This window comes from Streptomyces sp. DSM 116793, from assembly GCF_057320905.1.
Map to the genome: position 1 here is coordinate 6642951 of NZ_CM170494.1, position 17332 is coordinate 6660282.

The 17332-nt window shown below is 68.2% G+C and carries 10 protein-coding genes; 3 read left to right on the forward strand and 7 right to left on the reverse strand.

The window, feature by feature from the left end:
• Positions 1-73 precede the first annotated feature (73 nt).
• The gene (locus tag ACSMXW_RS26150; protein ID WP_485799840.1) at positions 74-1123 is read left to right on the forward strand and encodes a beta family protein; all 1050 of its coding nucleotides are present in this window, start codon (positions 74-76) and stop codon (positions 1121-1123) included.
• 10 nt (positions 1124-1133) lie between these two features.
• Here the strand turns inward: ACSMXW_RS26150 and ACSMXW_RS26155 are convergent, their stop codons facing one another.
• From ACSMXW_RS26155 to brxD, 3 genes are all read right to left on the reverse strand, one after another.
• A complete protein-coding gene (locus ACSMXW_RS26155) occupies positions 1134-2465 on the reverse strand; it encodes an SRA domain-containing endonuclease (protein WP_485799842.1) in 1332 nt (443 codons plus the stop codon).
• Between the two features lie 95 nt (positions 2466-2560).
• Positions 2561-4702: a DEAD/DEAH box helicase gene (locus ACSMXW_RS26160; RefSeq protein ID WP_485799844.1), complete on the reverse strand. Its 2142-nt coding sequence runs from the start codon at positions 4700-4702 to the stop codon at positions 2561-2563.
• Positions 4699-6036, reverse strand: a complete 1338-nt coding sequence (brxD, locus tag ACSMXW_RS26165) for a BREX system ATP-binding protein BrxD (protein ID WP_485799846.1) — start codon at positions 6034-6036, stop codon at positions 4699-4701. Before brxD ends, ACSMXW_RS26160 begins: the two co-directional genes overlap by 4 nt.
• A gap of 122 nt (positions 6037-6158) precedes the next feature.
• Here brxD and ACSMXW_RS26170 point away from each other — a divergent pair, with 122 nt between their 5' ends.
• Positions 6159-7967 carry a GmrSD restriction endonuclease domain-containing protein gene (locus ACSMXW_RS26170; RefSeq protein ID WP_485799848.1) on the forward strand — a complete coding sequence of 603 codons (1809 nt, stop codon included), beginning with the start codon at positions 6159-6161 and terminating at the stop codon, positions 7965-7967.
• Positions 7968-8173: 206 nt separating this feature from the next.
• The gene (locus ACSMXW_RS26175) at positions 8174-9007 is read left to right on the forward strand and encodes a CBS domain-containing protein (RefSeq protein ID WP_485799850.1); all 834 of its coding nucleotides are present in this window, start codon (positions 8174-8176) and stop codon (positions 9005-9007) included.
• A gap of 21 nt (positions 9008-9028) precedes the next feature.
• Here the strand turns inward: ACSMXW_RS26175 and pglZ are convergent, their stop codons facing one another.
• The 4 genes from pglZ to ACSMXW_RS26195 all read right to left on the reverse strand — a co-directional run bounded on the left by pglZ (position 9029) and on the right by ACSMXW_RS26195 (position 17321).
• The gene (gene pglZ, locus ACSMXW_RS26180) at positions 9029-11941 is read right to left on the reverse strand and encodes a BREX-2 system phosphatase PglZ (RefSeq protein WP_485799852.1); all 2913 of its coding nucleotides are present in this window, start codon (positions 11939-11941) and stop codon (positions 9029-9031) included.
• Positions 11942-11960: 19 nt separating this feature from the next.
• A complete protein-coding gene (pglY, locus tag ACSMXW_RS26185) occupies positions 11961-15923 on the reverse strand; it encodes a BREX-2 system ATPase PglY (protein WP_485799854.1) in 3963 nt (1320 codons plus the stop codon).
• A 325-nt stretch (positions 15924-16248) separates the two neighbouring features.
• Positions 16249-16452, reverse strand: a complete 204-nt coding sequence (locus tag ACSMXW_RS26190; protein ID WP_485799856.1) for a DUF397 domain-containing protein — start codon at positions 16450-16452, stop codon at positions 16249-16251.
• Positions 16449-17321, reverse strand: coding sequence for a helix-turn-helix domain-containing protein (locus tag ACSMXW_RS26195; RefSeq protein WP_485799858.1), 873 nt, complete (start codon positions 17319-17321; stop codon positions 16449-16451). The genes ACSMXW_RS26190 and ACSMXW_RS26195 overlap by 4 nt, the downstream gene beginning before the upstream one ends.
• Between the last annotated feature and the right edge of the window lie 11 nt (positions 17322-17332).

Consider the following 17332-nt stretch of genomic DNA (forward strand, 5'->3'; position numbering starts at 1 on the left):
GGCTCGGTCATTCTGTCGGACACGGGTGAATTGTCGGTCGGCTTGGTGCGCCGGCGGGTGCTTGGAGTGGCCGGTGGCTTACGTACCGATACTTAAGGGCAAAGCAGGTGAGTTCATGGCCCTTGAGCACGCGACGTCCGAGGTCCGAGTCCGTATCCGTCCGGTGATGGAGATCGTCCCCGACCCGGATGTCAGGGATATCTTGGAAACTTTCTGCGATCATGCCATGGACGCCGTGCCGAACGGCATGGTCCTCACTGTCGACTGTGGTGCCCTACCAGAGGTCAGGGTCCTCCAAGGTGACATCGGCGGCCCGATGGCCCGAGTGAGCGAGTCGCTCGATCTCAGAGGTGTGGCGATGTGCCCCGTCGTTCGATGCACCGACACCGACGAGGTGATGGCGGAGGCGGCGAGTGCGGTGGCTAGGCACCGGAGTGGAGCGTGCCTTCGCGTGACGGTGGCCAGGGATTCAAGCGCCTCTTTCCCGGACGAAAGGCAAATCCGCGCGCTGCTCCGGGGGCTCAAGGCGGAGCCCGAGGAGATCGGTTTGCTCATGGACGCCGGGCCCGTACGGTCCATCGCGGGTCGGGATGGCGCCGTAAAGCGTGTTCTGGAGGGGCTGAGGTTGCTTTCCCCCTGGCGTTGGCGAGAGAGGTGTGTCGCTGCGGGTGCGTTCCCTGTCAATCTCGCCGGCTTCCCCCGCGGCCAGGCGACGCCTGTGCCACGGTTGGATGCGCAGCTGTGGCAGCAGGTCATCAACCGGTGGGATGGCGAGCCGCCGGATTTCGGGGATTTCGGCGTCACGCACCCGCGTATGCCGGTGCATTCCAAGGGGACGCCGGACCCCAACATGCGTTACACGACCAGAGATGACTGGCAGGTCTACGTCTACCCGAGGATCCGCTCCGGCAACGATGACTTCTTCACCCTGAGCCAAGACCTTGTCGCGTCCCCTCACTGGCCGTCGACTGGTGCGCGGACCTCGTGGGGAGACGCCCGGCTCCTCGACTGCGCTCGTCGACGACGGCCGAAAGCCGGAGGTGGTACGGAGTGGCGCGCATGGGCGACCTCACACCATCTTGCCGTGGTATCGGCCAATTTGGAGGCCCTTGGACGCCCATGAGTCCCGGCCCCTATGTGAGGATGTCGTCCTCTTGGCCCGGCCAAGCGAGTTCGATCCCCACCCGGTGGCATATCGCGAGCCAGCGGGAGTCGCTGGGTTCGCGCTCCACCCACAGGACCGCCCGCACGTTCGCGACTCGGGTCCGGAGCAGATCGTGGTAATCGAGAAGCTGGCCCAGGCCAAGGCGTAGCTGTCGCGCCTCATTGGTTCTCGTCAGAGACTTGACCTCACATACGACGAGGTCATCGTCACGCTTGCGCCAGGCGAGGTCGAAGTCCGGATCAGCCGCGTTGGGTGAGAGGACCGTCATGCCCCGCTTCCTGGCAGCCGCCGCCAGATCGTTCTGCAGTCTTCGGTGCGCCTTGAGATTCCGCGTGGCGAGGTCTGCATTCACTGGGCCGGGGCTGGCGGTGGTGGGCACGACGGTGTCGTCCGCGACTCGGTAGTCACAGCCCACGGGCACGGTGGCCGGCTGAGAAGCGATACCCACGGGCATGAGATGGAATCGGATGACTCGTCGCATCGATTCGCCGCTGGGCTCAGGGACCTCCGCGTAGCTGTACGGAGCTGAGGGATCTACGGCGAACTCCCCGATGTAGCGGACGTCATGGACGTCTCCGTCGAAGAGACGCAGCGCCAGGCCCTCTTGCGTGTGGTCACGGATCGCCGAGTTGTTCGCGCTTGCGAAATCCTGGTCGCCGGCGGAGCCTTCACCGATGTAGTGGAAGGTCCCGTCCTCCGCCCATCCGTCACGGCACCCTTGTCCGCGATCGGTGTGTGGGCTGGTGAACAGAAAAACGTTCCTGGATTCCCTACATGTGCTGATGTCGCCGACTCGGCTGCCTCCGTAGAGATCGTGGAGGTCCCCGCGCCGAATCGTGTCCCCGGGCCGCAGTCCCCAGTCGCGTGAGGTGGAGGTACGTCGCTGCTCGAACACCTCACTGAAGGCTCCCCACTGGTCATCACTCAGGCGGTGGGGATTTCCGGCGAAGAGCGTCCGAAATGGCGAGGTTCCCAGGAACCGTGGGTCCTCGACGAACTCACTCCGAGGGACGGGCTCGTCAAGCCACTCATCCATGACGAGTGGTGCGCACCAGCGTTGCCCTGGATCCTTCTGCCAGTACTCGTCCGGATGGGATGCCTGCCGCGTCGGAGGCCCGGTGAATCGACCGCAGCCGATGAGACCGCCCTTGGGCCCCGTGATCCACATGGCGAACCGGTCGCCGCCTGCCAACTCCCTTCTGTGACGCACCACGCTCCACGACCGGAGCTCATGCCCATCCTGACGGAATGAGTCCAGTGCGAACACGTCTTGGTTGCAGGTGAGGAGCCAAGTGTTCATACGTCACTCTCCGGTCGGCCAGCCTGTGGAGTAGGACTCGGAGGCTACGACACGTCGCTGACACACGGTCACCATCATCGAACCACTTGATTGCCCTAGACGCTCCACGTCATGAACCTGACCGGTTCGCGGAGCGCCGCGGACGCTCCGTCGAGGTCGGCAAGACGGGCGGCCAGCGTCGCCTCGGCGAGGCGACGCGGAAGGGCGGCGCTGAACTTCAAGCCGGTCAGGGCGCGTGGATCCACCGCGGGCAGGCAGAGGTGCTCGGTGCCCTCCGCGACGGCCTTCTTCCACTCGTGCGGGGTGATGCCCTCACGCAGCCGGACGTACGTGTCCGTGGGGCGCTGGAGGGGGTCGGAGACAGAGGTGAGCGTGGCGGCGAGGGTGGCATTGGCGCGGTATCCCGCCCACGTCCACCAGCGGACGTTCGTGTCCCGTCCGCCTCGCGTGATCACGGTGCCGCCGGGGTGCACCAGGTCGGTGCTCGCCTCGCGAGCCTGGGCGAGCGCCCCCTCGGCCCGCCGGGTGAGTCTGACCGAAGGCGTTGTACCGAGCAGCACTTCCCGAGCCGCCCGCGTCAGCTCGTACGAGGCGGCGCGGGCGAAGCCGACGCCGCCCCAGCGGGCCCTTCCGCCCCCGTCCACCGGCTCGACGAAACAGCGCCGCCGCGACCAGTCGATATAGGTCACCTGCCAGCTGCGTCCGGCGAGCAGCAGCCGCCGCGGTCCCACGATCTCGTCGGTGAGCAACGCCGGATCAGTCGTACCGATAAGGGTGCGGCCGGACAGCACGGTGAACTCGGGCGCAGCGGTGAACACCGCCGTCAGATCCATGAAGTGACGGAAACCGAAGCGCTGTTCGGCCTCGGGGCCGATGAACATCAGCCCACCGTCCAGGTTCAGGTACCCCTCGTCGAGCAGATGCCGCACGACCGGCTCCGCCGACGCACCGAACGGGCCGAGTCCGCCCCACCAGTCCCGCCACAGCCGGTCGCCGACCCGGTGTTCCTGAAGGCACAGGGCGAGGATCTGCTGAGCCGTGATGTGCCGGGGTTCCGGCGGCGCGACGACCGGTTCCACCCAGCCGCGGGACCAGAGCAGGAGAAGGGCGGCCGCCGACAGCAGCCCGGCCTCGTCCACTGCCAGGAAGAGGCAGTTGCGCTTCGACCCGGGCCGGCGTCCGGTGCGGCCGAGTCGCTGAAGGAATGAGGCAACCGTTGCCGGCGCGTCGATCTGGATGACCCGATCCAGGTCACCGACGTCGATGCCGAGCTCCAGTGTGCTCGTGGAGACGATCACGCAGTCACGGGCCTCCGCAAAGGCTTCCTCCGCCCGGCGCCGCTCGTCCGTGGACAGTGAGGCGTGCGAGAGGAAGGTGGTCACTCCTTTCGCTCGCAGTGCTTCGCCGAGCTTCTCCACGTCCCGGCGCGCCTCGCAGAACACCAGACGCTTCTCGCCCCGGTGCAGCGCCGCGATCACGGTTGCGGCGTTGGCCAGCGAACCTACGTAGTCGAGTTCGATGTCCCCGGGCGGGGGAAGAGCGGGTTCTTGCTCCCGCAGGTGGGGGGCGACCACCCGCGCGGTACGTTTGTTGGCCCCGGAGCCCTGGAGCCAGGTCAGCAAATCCTGCGGGTTGCCCACTGTCGCGGACAGCCCGACACGCTGGACCGGCCGTTCGGCCACTCGCTCCAGCCGCTCCAGCACGGCCAGCAGATGCCAGCCGCGATCGTCTCCCGCGAAAGCGTGTACCTCGTCGACGACGATGGTGCGCAGTCCCGAAAAGAAGGCTCGGTGGTCGACGTTTGCGCTGACCAGCATCGCCTCGAGGGATTCCGGAGTGGTCAGCAGGACATCCGGTCGGTTGCGCAGGATGCGCTTGCGACGGGTGTGGGGAATGTCGCCATGCCAGAGGGATGCGGTCCGCCCCAGCCACGAGGTGTACGTCTCGAGCCGTGGCAGCAGGTTGTTCAGCAGCGCCTTGAGAGGACAGACGTACAGCACCGAGGTGCCGGTCCAGTTCTCCTCCACCATCCGCGACAGGACGGGGAAGCATGCGGCCTCGGTCTTCCCGCCGGCGGTGGGGGCGAGCAGCACCGCGTCCGCCCCGTCCATCAGAGGTGCGATCGCTTCCTCCTGGAGCGGCCGCAGGCCCGGCCAACCCAGGGAGTTCACGATGTGGTGGGCCAGGCCTCGGTGCAGTCGGTCCAGCGGGTCGGAGCCCGCGGGAACCCCCGTCACGGGAGGTCCAGCGCGATGTCATCGGCGCTCGTGGCTGCCGCGGCATTGGCCTCGACGTCGCTCAGCTCCGATGCGTTCACGGTGAGGGCGTAGTGCTCGCGCGGGTCGAACTCCTCGAACTGATCGATACGGTCGAGGACGTCGCCGACGAGCTTCTTCAGGAACAGCCGAGGTGTAACCCCCACCTTGCCGCCCAGCGCTCCGCCCACAGCCTTGGCGAGATCGGCGATGTATGCCTCGTCTGCGAGAGCCTTGACGCGGTCCGGGCTGGACGAGCCACTCGCGTACAGGTCACGAATCGTCAGCCCCAGGCCGATGAGCGAGTCGAGGGTGAAACCGGACAGCCGCAGCTGCACCGCGCGCGGGTTGTCGAAGCGGGGATCGGTGCTGAAGTCGGTGGCCAGCCGCTGTGCCAGCGGCGTCAGCCGCTGCACGCCCTGCTGTCCATCGTAGAAGGCCGGTGTCCCGGTGATCATCAGGTAGAGCCCAGGAAACCGCCCGGAGTGCACCTCGTCGATGAGCTGGCGCAACGCGTTCAGCGCCTTGTCGCGTGCGTCGGAGCGAACCCGCTGGAGCGTCTCCACTTCGTCAAGGACCACGAAGAGTCCGGCATGCCCTGAGTCACGCAGCACGGTCAGGAGGCCCTGCAGGAAGCCGAGGGCACCAAAGTGGTCCAGATCGCCCCGCACCCCGACCGCCTTGCGGGCCGCGGCAGCCACGTGCGGCTGCCCGCCCAGCCAGGCCATGACGGCGGACGCCGTGGCTTCGTCTCCCGCCGCCAGAGCATTCCGGTATCCCCGCAGGGCGATGGCGAACGATGGTGCGTGCCGGGAGACCTCGACGAGCCGGGCCATCATCAGCCGTTCGACCTCGGCAGGCAGCGCCTCCTCCGAAGCTCCAGCGGCGAGAGCGTCCTCTTCCAGGGCGTAGGACCACGCGTCCACCACGGGCCGCAGCGCACTAGGCGGAAATCCGGGTGTGGCCAGCCGCTCGGTCAGGCGGCGGTAGACAGTCTCCAGCTTGTGCAGAGGTGTCTCGTTCTCGGAGACCTGGATCTCGGCGACGGCGAATTTGCGGCGCTTTGCCCGCTCGCCGAGCCACCGGGTGAAGAACGTCTTGCCTGATCCATACTCACCGCGGACCGCTTTGAAGACGGACGCCCCTGACGAGACGGCATCGAATTCAGCGTTGAGCGCCTCCTCGAATCGCTCTAGACCAGTCGCGAGGAGGTCGAGCCCGCTTTCGGGGACGGCGCCACGCCGCAGAGCGTCGATGACATCACGGCGCCGCGCCGCGCTGACGGGTCCGGTCCGGCCGGGGCTGTCGGTACTCACCCCATCAGTCTCGCACTGCGTCAGGCGGTCCAGGCGGTCCTGCCATTGCGCTTGACTCACGGTTGGTGACTTGGTGCAATCGTACGTTCACCGTTCAGCTTCTATCGGGGAGACGACCCAGCGTGGCGCTCGACGGCCTCAATCTAGGCAACGTTCTCAAGGACGTCGCATCCGGAACTCTTCAGCTTCCTGATTTCCAACGCGAATGGAAATGGGACGACGAGCGGATCAGGGCCCTCATCGCGACAGTGACGCTCGACTACCCCCTCGGCGTCGTGATGGCGCTGCAGACCGGTGGTACCTCCCAGTTCAAGCCCCGTACGCTCAACGGCGCGGAGTCCGCCGAGGGTACGACGCCCGAGCTACTGCTCCTTGACGGGCAGCAGCGCATGACCTCCCTGTTCCAGGCGCTTCACCGGGACCGGCCGGTCGAAACCGTCGACGCGCGGGGCAAGGAACTCAAGCGCTGGTACTACATCGACATCGCCAAGGCCATCGGAGCACCGGCGGACCGCGACGACGCGGTCGTTTCCGTGCCTGAGGACCGGATTCTGCGGTCCGACTTCGCACGCAGGGTCGTCCGTGACCTCAGCACGGTCGAGAAGGAGTGCGCGGAAGGCTTCTTTCCGCTCCACCTCGTGTTCGACACGCAGCGCGTGAACGAATGGCTCCAGGAGTTCGTGAAGGTTGATACGGCGAACTGGGGCATCTGGAGCGACTTCCAGCAGCATGTGCTCAACCATGTGCAGCAGTTCCAGGTGCCGATGATCAAGCTTCCGGCCTCCACCACCATGGACGCCGTGTGTGCCGTGTTCGAACGGGTCAACACAGGTGGTGTGTCGCTCAACGTCTTCGAGTTGCTCACCGCCACCTACGCGGGCAATCAGGAGCATGTCGCGGAGCGCGGCGACTACTACCGGCTCCCGGTGGAGTGGGAGCAGATCAAGAAGGACCTGACGTCGTCCTATGCGGTGTTCGGCCGCCTGGAGGCAGGCATCGAGGACGGTCTGAGCAGCAGCGACTTCCTGCAGGCCGTCGCACTCGTCCGTACCTGGGAGGAGAAGCAGGCCGGCCAGCGCAGCTCGGTCTCCTGCAAGCGCCGCGACCTGCTGCGGTTGCCGCTGGCGGACTTCCGGCGCCTCGCGCCCCGGGTGGCGGAGGCGTTAAAGTGGGTCGGGGCGTTCCTGGAGCGGCAGTGCATCGTCCGCACCGGCGACCTCCCGTACCGCACCCAGCTCGTGCCGCTGGCCGCCGTCCGCGCCGTCCTGGAGGAGGAGCTTGACACGCCCGGCGCGGACGAGCGGATCGCCCAGTGGTACTGGTGCGGGGTGCTCGGCGAGATGTACGGCGGATCGACCGAGAGCCGCTTCACACGCGACGTGGAGCAGCTCATCGGCTGGATCCGCGGTGAGGAAGGAGTCGCCCCCGACACGATCGCCGAAGCGGCCTTCCTGGACGACCGGCTGGACAGCCTCACCACCCGCAACAGCGCCGCCTACAAGGGCATCTACGCGCTGCTGGTCAAGCAGGGCGCGGTGGACTGGTACTTCACCGAGGCCCCCCTCACGGCGGGCCGGCTGATCGAGTACAACGTCGACGTGCGACAGATCTTCCCCAAGGGGTGGGTCGCCAAGAACGCCCCGGCGCAATCGGCCAAGGCGAACTCCATCGTCAACAAGACGCCGCTGTCCTTCCGGGCCAGCCGAAGCCTCGTGGGCTCTCCCGCCGTATACCTCAAGTCGCTCACGCTGGAGTCCGGGATGCGACCCGAGTGGTTCGACGACGTCCTCGCCACTCATCTCATCGATCCGTCGGACCTGCACGATGCGGACTTCGACCGCTTCTACGAGAACCGTGCCCGGCAACTGCTTGAGCTGGTGAGATCCGCCATGGGCAAGCGCACCGTCTTCCGTGACACGGCGGGCTGGTGAGCGCGAGGATGTCGCAGACACCATCTGAGGAGCGGCTCCGCGAGCTCCGAGGCAAGCTGATCCCGGTTGCAGAGCTCCTCGCGCTCTTCGGCACGAGGGTGCGGAACGACCAGTCCGTTTTGCTCATCACACAGACGCTCAAGGACGCTGGGCTTTCGACCGTTCCCTACTTTGCCAACTGCAACGGCAAGGCAGATGTGCACGTCGTGCCCCTCGAATCCGTGGCCGAGCTGGAGCAGGAGCCGGATGTTCAGGAGGGGGAGGGGGACGGGGTGACGCCTGTATCGCTCCCCCAGCATTCCTTCCGGATCGGGGATCTCCCGGCGTCGCACAGCGGGGTCGACTGTGTGCCGTCCGACGCGTCGGTGGCCCAGGCCACGTATCTCATGCGCACCAAGAACTACTCCCAGGTGCCCGTCATCGATGGCAGGACGACTCTGCACGGTGTGGTCACCTGGAGTTCGGTCGCCAAGATGTACGAGACCAACGCGCCGACCACTCTGTCGAAGGCCCTGGTGGACGACCCGCCGATAGCCGACTCGCGTCAGGACTTCTTCTCCCTCCTGCCGATCATCAGTGAGTACGGCTACGTGCTCGTGCGTGACAGCAGCGGACAGTTCACCGGCATCGTCACCGGGGCCGACATCACGGAGCGTTTCGACGCCACGGCGTGGCCGTTCTTCGTCGTGGGCGAGATCGAGTTCCGGCTTCGCAAGTGCCTCGGCGCGGCCCTGGAACCGGACAACATCCGCGCGGTACAGCCGAACAACAAGAAGACCGGCCAGATCACCGATCTGATGTTCAACGGCTATGTGAAGCTGCTCGACGGCCATCAGCAGAACCGGGCACTCCGCCCCCTCGCCGACCAGAACTGGCAGGCTCTCCGCTGGACGGGCGTGGACCGGGTCCAGTTCGTGCATCAGCTTGACCGGGTGCGGGCGATCCGCAACATGATCGCGCACTTCGACCCCGAACCGCTGTCGAAGAGGCTCAGCGACGAGCTGCGCCAGTTCGTCGGGCTGCTGCGGCAGCTCACCTGACTGCCGGGCGCCCTCTGCGGGTTACGCCAGCTCGAACTGGTCCCGCAGCAGCCCCGGGTGCAGCCGCAGCGTCCTGCCGTCCGGCAAGGTCTCCAGGACCTGCACACCGTCGTGGTTCAGCAGCTGCCGCAGTACGGCGGCGAAGCCGTCGGCCGCCCTGGAGGCGGGTAGGCCGATGCGCTGCGCCAGCGCCGTCACGGGAAGCGTGCCTCCTACGTCCAGCAGGGCCCGTACGGCCTTCTCGACCCGGGCCAGCTCCGGCGGGCGCGGTCTGCGGGCGAGAAGGTCCACCTGAGCCTTGAAGATTTCGGAAGCCATCAGTCCGTCGACGAGCGCGTCATCCGGAGCGACCGGCTTCGCGGAGAGCAGGGCGCCGTCCCCTTCCGAGGGCACCAGCGCCATGTCGAAGAGCGAGTCGTGGCTCTTGGCCAGCGCGACGTCTGTCTTCGCCCGCTTGGACTGCTTCTTCGGGGCGGGCGTCACGGCAGGCCGTGCCGGCGTCGGCTCGTCCTCAGCCGCGCCGAGCGACCACCATGGCGGCTGCTGGTTGCCCAGCTCGCGCCAGCCGCTCGGCGGCTCCGCCCCGAAAGGGAGGAAGGCGAGCACCGGAATGGCGACCTCGGCCAGGGAGGCACCGCCGTGGTAACCGGCCTTCTGCGAGGTGTAGCGCGAGTCGGCGTCCCACAGTGTGACGATCTCCCCACCGGACACCGGTGCGACCACGCGCGGTCCCGAGAGAGCGATCTCCGTCTCGGCGAGCGGACCCGCTCCCGACCGGTGCCGGGCGGACTCCACGCGGTCGGGGTCGGCCTCGACCCGCACCCCGTGCCGGTCGATGACATGGCCGTGGTCGCTGGTGAGGATGACCGCCCGGCCCTGGGCGGCGGCGAAGCGCAGCAAGTCCCGCAGCCGTCCTATGTCCCCGAGCCGCCAGGTGCCGTCTCCGAGCTTCTGCTCGGTGGCGAGCCGGTCATCGATGGTGTTGAGCACCACGGCGACATGAATGCGGTCACTGACCAGCGCCTCGTGCAGCTCGGGCCCAAGTGGGGCACCGCTGGTGTCGCCACGCAGGTCGTCCTTGTGGAAGACGGCGGCCTCCTCCTCGCCCCAGAAACGGTGCTGGGGGAAGAGCCTCTTCTCGTCGGCCTGGGTGCCGCTCATCAGGCGGGCGGCGAACAGGGAGGTGCGCGATACGGCCGTGACGGTGGGCAGCGCGGCGGCCATCGCCCGGCGGACCGGGGCGCCCTTCGCCTTGGGCAGCGGGTCGTACTCCACCCAGTGGTCGCGCAGCTCCTCGCCGAGCTGGGCGGCGATGGCGGCGCTCATCCCGTCGAGGACCAGAAGCAGCAGCCGGCGCTTCCCGGCCTTCACCACGGGGGCGACGATCTTGGGCAGGAAGGTTTCCACCGTCAGCATGTCCTCCGGTGGTCTGCCGCCCGCCGTCCAGGCCGCGAGGGACCGGGCGAAGTGGCGGTCGATGTTCCGGCGGCGGTCGCGTACGGAGGTGCCCAGGGCGTCGTAGGCCGATTTCAGCGTCGCATCGGGGTCGCCGCCGGACTCGATGTGGTCGAGCGCGAGGTCAACCCAGCCGGTGTCGGTGACGTGTCGGCCGATCCCGACCCGCACGCTTTCGCTCTCCGCCTCGGCGCCGATCGCCGGTTTCGTCGCGAGCCACTGGGTGAGCCGCTGCGCCATGCGGGCCCGTTCGATACGGGGCCGGGCATCGGGTTCAGGTGCGAGCCGGTGGTCGTCGAGCGCGGCCACCGCTTGCTCGATCCGCGCCCGATGGCCGGCCAGGAGTGCTTCACCGACGGCGGTGAAGCGGGCCTCGAGCCCCGCGGCCAGCAGGGGACTCGTACGGGTTGCCTGTTCCGCGCCGAACTGCCGCGCCAGCGAGGCCGCGCGGTCGCCCACGGAACCGGACAGACGGCGCGCGGTCGCCGCCGACTCCTCGTGGGCCGACCGTCCCGTCAGCAGCAGCCCCGAGGCGAACTCCTCGCAGGCGCGGCCGAAGGCCGCTACCAAGGCGTCCAGGGCCTCGCCGCGGGCGGGCGGCTCGTCGCCGAACCAGCGCTCGGCGCGCCCCCGGGCCCGGTAGTTCTCCGCGTCCGCATCCGCGTCGGCATGCACCCACAGCGCGGCGCAGACCAGTCCGAAGGCGACGGCATCCGGCCCGTGCTCGGTCTCGACCAGGGCGAGCAGTGCCCGCCCGGCCTGGCCCGCCTGGTCCGACGAGCCGAGGAACTCGCGGATACCGGCCCGCTCGGGCGCTCGCAGCGCCAGATAGCGGTCCGGGCCGCCCGACGCCAGCGACCACTGCAGCAGCGTCTGGATGTCGAGTTCATCGCCGTTCACGGACAGGGCATGCCGCTGGTCGCGGTCCGGGTCGTACCGGCCGATGCCGAGCCTGCGGAGCGTGAGTTCGCTCAGCGCCTTGTCCCTGGACAGCACCCCGCCGGGAAGCCGAGGCCAGCCGCCCGGCGGGGTGGCGTCCAGCAGCGCCTCGGCGGCCCAGGTCTCGTCGACCAGCCAGCGGTCGGCGCTGACCGCACCGAAGGATTCCCGGACGATGTCCCAGGTGTCCACCGCGTTGACGCGGTGCCGGTGCACCTTGGCCAGCAGGTCGGGGCCGAGTTCGGCCTCTTCCCGGTCGGTGAGCACCACCAGCACGTCGGGTCCGGGCGCCGCCGGCGCCTGGTGCGCCAGCACCAGCTCGTACGCGGCGAGCGGTGAGGGCGCGACGGCCACCGACGCGTGCCGGTGATCGCCCCATGCCAGTTCGGCCGGGCCGTCCCAGCGCGGCGCGGCGCGCAGCAGCACGGCCCGGCGCTTGCCCGGGTTCAGGCCGCGCTGGGACGCCAGGTACTGGGCGATGGTGGCGGAGTTGAGCCGTACCGCACTGGTGGTGGCCTCCGCGCTCGTGCTCGTCGTCACCGCACCCGCCTTGTTCCGCTCATTCCACGACCCGCCAACTGATCTCGATCATCGCATCGGGTTCCGTGGCCGTCAGGTCGTCCAGTTCGGCCCGGAGCTGGGCGATCGCTTGCGATGCCTTGGCCCGTCCGCCGCCCGAACGACGCGCCGCACGCGGGCCGGGGAGCAGGTGGTTGGTGGACACCGGTGGCTGGGCGGTGTCGTCGTTCAGGCTCACCGCGTTGGGCGTGGTGAGCTGGGCGGGCGGGGAGACGGGGGCTGGCGGAACCGGAACCGTGGGGGTGGGCGGCTGCGGGCGGGCTGCCGCCTGGCTGCGCTCGATGACCGCGACGATGGACTTCCGCGCGTCCCGCAGGGCGTCCTCGAGCCGCATCGTGCGCTGATCTGCGCGTGCCGCGCCGCGCAGCGCCTCCAGCACCGCCTCGCCCTGAGGCCCGTAGTTGGGCGCGAGCTTCAGCATGTCCCAGGCTGCGACGACGAGCGCGTCGGCGACGGCCTTCGCCTGCTTGATCGAGGCCCCATAGCGGCCGGCGGACGCCTCGCCCAGGTCGAAGGTGGCGAAGGTGGTGATGATCTGCTTGGCCGCCGCCGAACCTCCCGCTGTGCTCTCGGAGAGGTCGCGCAGCTCCTTGAGCAGGTCGCGGGAGCGGCGGGCGAGGGTCAGCCTGCCCGACGCGGACTCGTCGGCCCCGTCCAGGCCGAGCAGCTTCGCGTGCTTCTCCAGCTCCTCGACCAGCGTGTCCGTGTGCGGCTTGTAGTCGCGGGCCTTGGCCGTGATCTGCCGGGCGAAGTGGCCGACCAGCCGCCCCCGGCGCAGCTTCGGGGGCTGCTCGCCGAAGATGTCCCAGAAACGGCGCCCCGCCTCCTCCCAGACCGCTTGGTCCGGGAGCGGCTGGGAGCGCAGACCGTCCTGGGGTTTGATGGCCGAGGGTTCGGGCGCCGGGTCGAGCAGCGAGCCGGCGCGCACCCACACCCGGTCGTCCATCTCCGCGTACGAGGCGATGACCAGGTTGACGAGGAAGGCGTCGAGACCCATCGGCTCGGGTCGGTCGATCCACTCGGTCAGTTTGACCACGCTCAGGTCGCCCGGGCCACCGTCGCTGCGGGCCTGCAGGTTGAAGTGGTCCACCCAGCGGTTGGAGGGCCGGAAGTAGACCTCTCCCTGCTGGCCGAGTCCGAGGGGCGCGGCGATCCGGCGCATCCACACCCGGTCCTTCGAGGGAACCTCGACCTGCCGCTCGGCGGATTCCGTCGCCGCCCGGATATGGCCGAACACAGTACGGGCCTGCGCGGGCGTGACCGCCGTGTGGGTGCCATCAGGGTCGAGGTCGGGGTGCGCGGGGAACTGGTGCGCCAGCAGCTTCTTCACGATGTGCCGTGCCCCGTCGGACAGCGTCTGGCCGATGGAGACCTTCAGATCGGGCACGTCACGCAGCGACTCGAAGTGGTCGTCGAAGGACACGTCGACGTCCGCCGCCTTCTTGTCCGCACAGCCGTACGCCTGCTTGAAGGCCGCCGTCACCGTCTTGATCAGGGATTCCCGCTGCTCTTCGAGGAGAACCCTGGCCCGTGCCCGGTTGTCGGCGTTGAGGTGCTGGGCGTAGTGGGTGTCGAAGCGCCGCTGGTCGGCCAGCGCGTAGTCGATGACGACCAGCCTCTGGAAGTCCTTGTAGCGGGGGGCGGACAGGTAGGTGGGAATCCAGCCCACGGTGCGGGTCCCCGTACCGGACTGCTCGCGCAGCGCGCGCAGCCGGTTGACCGCCTCGACGGGACCGTGTTCGCTCTCCTGGTACGGCAGGTCGATGACCAGCCGCCACAGCCCGTCCTGGCTCGGGGAGAACTCGTGGTCGGGCAGGTTCTCGTGGTCGTTGACATCACCGATGACCACCTCCGCCGTGCGGTTCGAGCCGCGCCAGACGAGCGCCAGATCGTCCGCGCTGCCCAGCCGCTCGTGCACCTCCAGGCCCAGCTCCTTGGCCAGCAGCCGCCTGGCCAGGGCCCGGCGGTTGGAGCGGTTGTTGTTCACGTTCGCGTTGGCGATGACGGAGTCGACGTCCACCCCGGCCAGTTCCAGCCGTACGCCGGGGTTGAGCTTGGTGCCGGTGGCCTTGATCTCCACGAAGTGGGTGGCCCACTCGTCGACCTTCGCCTTGATCATTCCGACCTCCGCCCCCGGGATGGGGGAGAGGACCGAGCCGTGGTTGAGGGCGCCGAGTCGCCGGATGGTGAGATCGCGGAGGGCGGGTACGCCGGGGGCCAGCGCGGACAGCAGCAGCGTGCACATCAGCCGGTTGTCGCCGACGAAGCCCCGGCAGCGTTCGAGGAGCTGCTGGTCGGTAATGGTCTCGCGGCGGTGCTGGTAGCGCTCGACGTCCTCCTCGGTGATCTCGTACGTCCCGAGGAGGTGCGGCCGCAGTTTGGTCCGGTACAGCTTGTCCGCGACCTTGAACTCCACCTTCAGGCTGTCCACGAACGGCTTGTCGCCGCCGTCGGCGATGACCGGGTAGAGGTCGCCCAGCGGGATCAGGTTGTCCAGCGTCGCGTCGTCCCGGTGGTTGGCGAGGAGCTGGCCCATGAGCTTCAGGCCCGTGCGGGAGCGCTGGAGGGCGGAGGAGATGTGGACGAGCGTGTCCATGAAGGCGGGGGAGAACGGGTACGTCAGCCGGAACGACTCCTCGTCGGCGCCGGTCGTCGCCTCGTCCGAGCCGAGCAGCACGTCCCAGATCTGGGGACCGACCCGCTTGATCTTCGCGAAGGCGGCGTCCAGCTTGGCGGCGGCCTCCGCGTCCTTGGGCGTGAGAAGGCGCGCGTGGGCGATCTGAGGGAGGTTGCGGTCCTCCAGCGTGATCTTGTCGAAGCGGCCGGAGGCCAGGTTCAGGCTGTCCTGGATGGCGGTTTCGGCCGCGCCGGAGGTCTCCTCGCCGACGAGTTCGCGCAGGTCGCGCTGGCGGGCGATGAACGACACGATAGGAATGGCGCGGCGCGAGTCGGCGCCCTCCACGAAGTTTGTGATCTTGTCGGTCTCGCGGGAGACGAACTTCTGGTCGTGGATGCGGTTGGCGAGCCAGAGGATCAGCTCGTCGAGGAAGAGGATCAGCCCGTCGTAGCCGAGCGACTTCGCGTGCTCGGCGATGACGGCGAGGCCGGCGTCGAGGGAGATGAACCCGTGCTCGTCCTCGGCCGCGTGCCGGGCGAAGCCGGGGAACCAGGTCATGCTCGCGTCGTGCACGAGCTTCGCGCGAAGCTCGGCCGGGGTGCTGGGATTGACGAGGTTCAGGTTCACCTCGCCGCCGTCCAGCTCCTCGGCTGCGAGCGCGGTGTTGAGCAGTTCCGGCGTCCAGCTGAACGGGTCGCCCCACTCGTCGTCATCCTCGCCATCTCCGGTGGCGCCGGGGGTGGGGGCGTCGGCGAGCCCGGCGATGAAGGCTTCGTCGCCGACGCGGCGACGGTGCGAGCGGATGTCCTCGAAGAGCGAGTCCGTCCGGTACACCTGCGGGGTGGGGGCGTCCTTGTGCTGGGGCAGGGACTTGACGTGGCTGACGTAGCCACCGAGAACGCGCTGCTCCAGGGACTTCGCACCGAGCATGTGGTAGGGGACGAGCAGGAATCGTTTGCCGTCGGTGCCCAGCCACTCGTGCTTGGTCAGCACCGGGTCGAAGTCCCCGCGGCTGCGGATGGCCGGGTCGCCCCGGAGGAGGGCGTGGAGGACGGCCATGAAGTGGGACTTACCGGAACCGAAGGAGCCGTGGAGATAGGCGGCCTTCGAGGTGTGCCCGTCGAGGGACGCCTTGATGAGGCTGAGGGCCTCGTCGAAGTTCTCCAGGAGCCGCTCCGTGACGACATAGTCGCGCAGCGCGCGAGCCGCCCCCTCCTCGGTGACGGCCTCGGCGAGCTTCAGCACGAAGTCGGAGGTCGAGATCGACGTCTTGATGTCGATGACGTCACGGAGGAGAGGTGCCGTGCCGGTGGCGTTCGGGGCCATCTGTGTCTCGCTTCTCCTGGTTCCTGCGTCCTGTGTGCGCGTGAGCGCGTGGGCCTGGACAGCAGGGTCTGCCCCCTGGCCCGGGGCGGCGACGGTTACGGATGGTCTCCGCGCGGCCCCGGTGCGTCGTCGTCAGCCGTCGTGAGTCGGTCGTGCGACGGCTGTGGCCCGTACACGATCGTAACGGTTTGCGTAGGGGAGGGAGCCGGTGTGCGGGGCGGGCCGGTGGTGGGTGGAGTGGCCGGTGGGGGAGGGAGTGGTGGTGGGGGGAGCGGACTACAGGTTGTCGAAGTCTCCGGCGGCCATTCCGGCCTTACGGTCCAGTTCAACGCAGGTGCGTGATGAATGTGGCCCAGGCCGCCCGACTGACGCGTATGACAGGACCGGCTGAGTGCTTGCTGTCGCGGAGCAAGACACTGCGGGAGAGGTTGTCGGCTACCTTGACGCAGTTGCCCTGGCCGCCGCTGTAGCCACTCGTACGCCAGGCCGCCTCCATGAGGTCCAGCGATATGTCGGTTTCATTGCTCATGACTGGTACTCCTTGGCAACACAACGGATCAGAGCGAGCGATTCCGTCGGTGGCAGCGCTGCGGTGCGTGCGTCGTCGAAGAGTTCGCGATAGCGAGCGACTTCGAGTTCCCGCTCCATCCAGATGTTGCCGGTCGGCGTTTCTGACAACACAAGGTCGAGCGATGCCAACTGCGGAAAGCTGAGAAGAAGGTACGGCCCGAACATACTTGAGTGCGCACCGCGTGAGAACGGCAATACCTGCACAGTGATGTTGGGCTGTTCCGCCATGGCGGCCATGTGCTCCAGTTGTGCTCGCATCAGGGCCGGGCCGCCAACCTGCTGCCGCAGGACCCCTTCGGACAGTACGGCCCAGAAGTCCATGGGGGTTTCGCCGATCAGTCGTTCTTGCCTGGTGAGCCGCACCTGGACGAACTGTTCGATCTCCTCGGGTGTCTGCCAGGAGCGCGAGGCCACCGTTACTGCCCGCCCGTACTCCGCTGTCTGTAGGAGTCCGGGGACGAGTTGCACTTCGTACGTTCGGATGCTGTCGCAGATGGCCTCCATCTCGATCTGGTCGCGGTAGGCGTCACCGAGTACGGACTCGTACTGACGCCACCAGCCGTCGCGTCGCCGACGATTTGCCCTGCGCGCCAGTGCAGCGAGGCGCTCGCGTGCCTCGCTGTCTTCGACGCCGTATGCGTGAATGAGGGCGTTCAGATCCGGCGTGCGGACGGGAACGTGACCGTTCTCGATGCGGCTGATCTTCCCCTTGGTGCAGTCGAGGACTTCTGCTGCATCGGCGGTGGAGAGGCCCGCGTTCTCGCGGAACCGGCGGAGTTCGTCACCGAGTTGGCGCCCCAGCACGGTGGAGGGTTTGACGGTTGGCATACGTCACTACC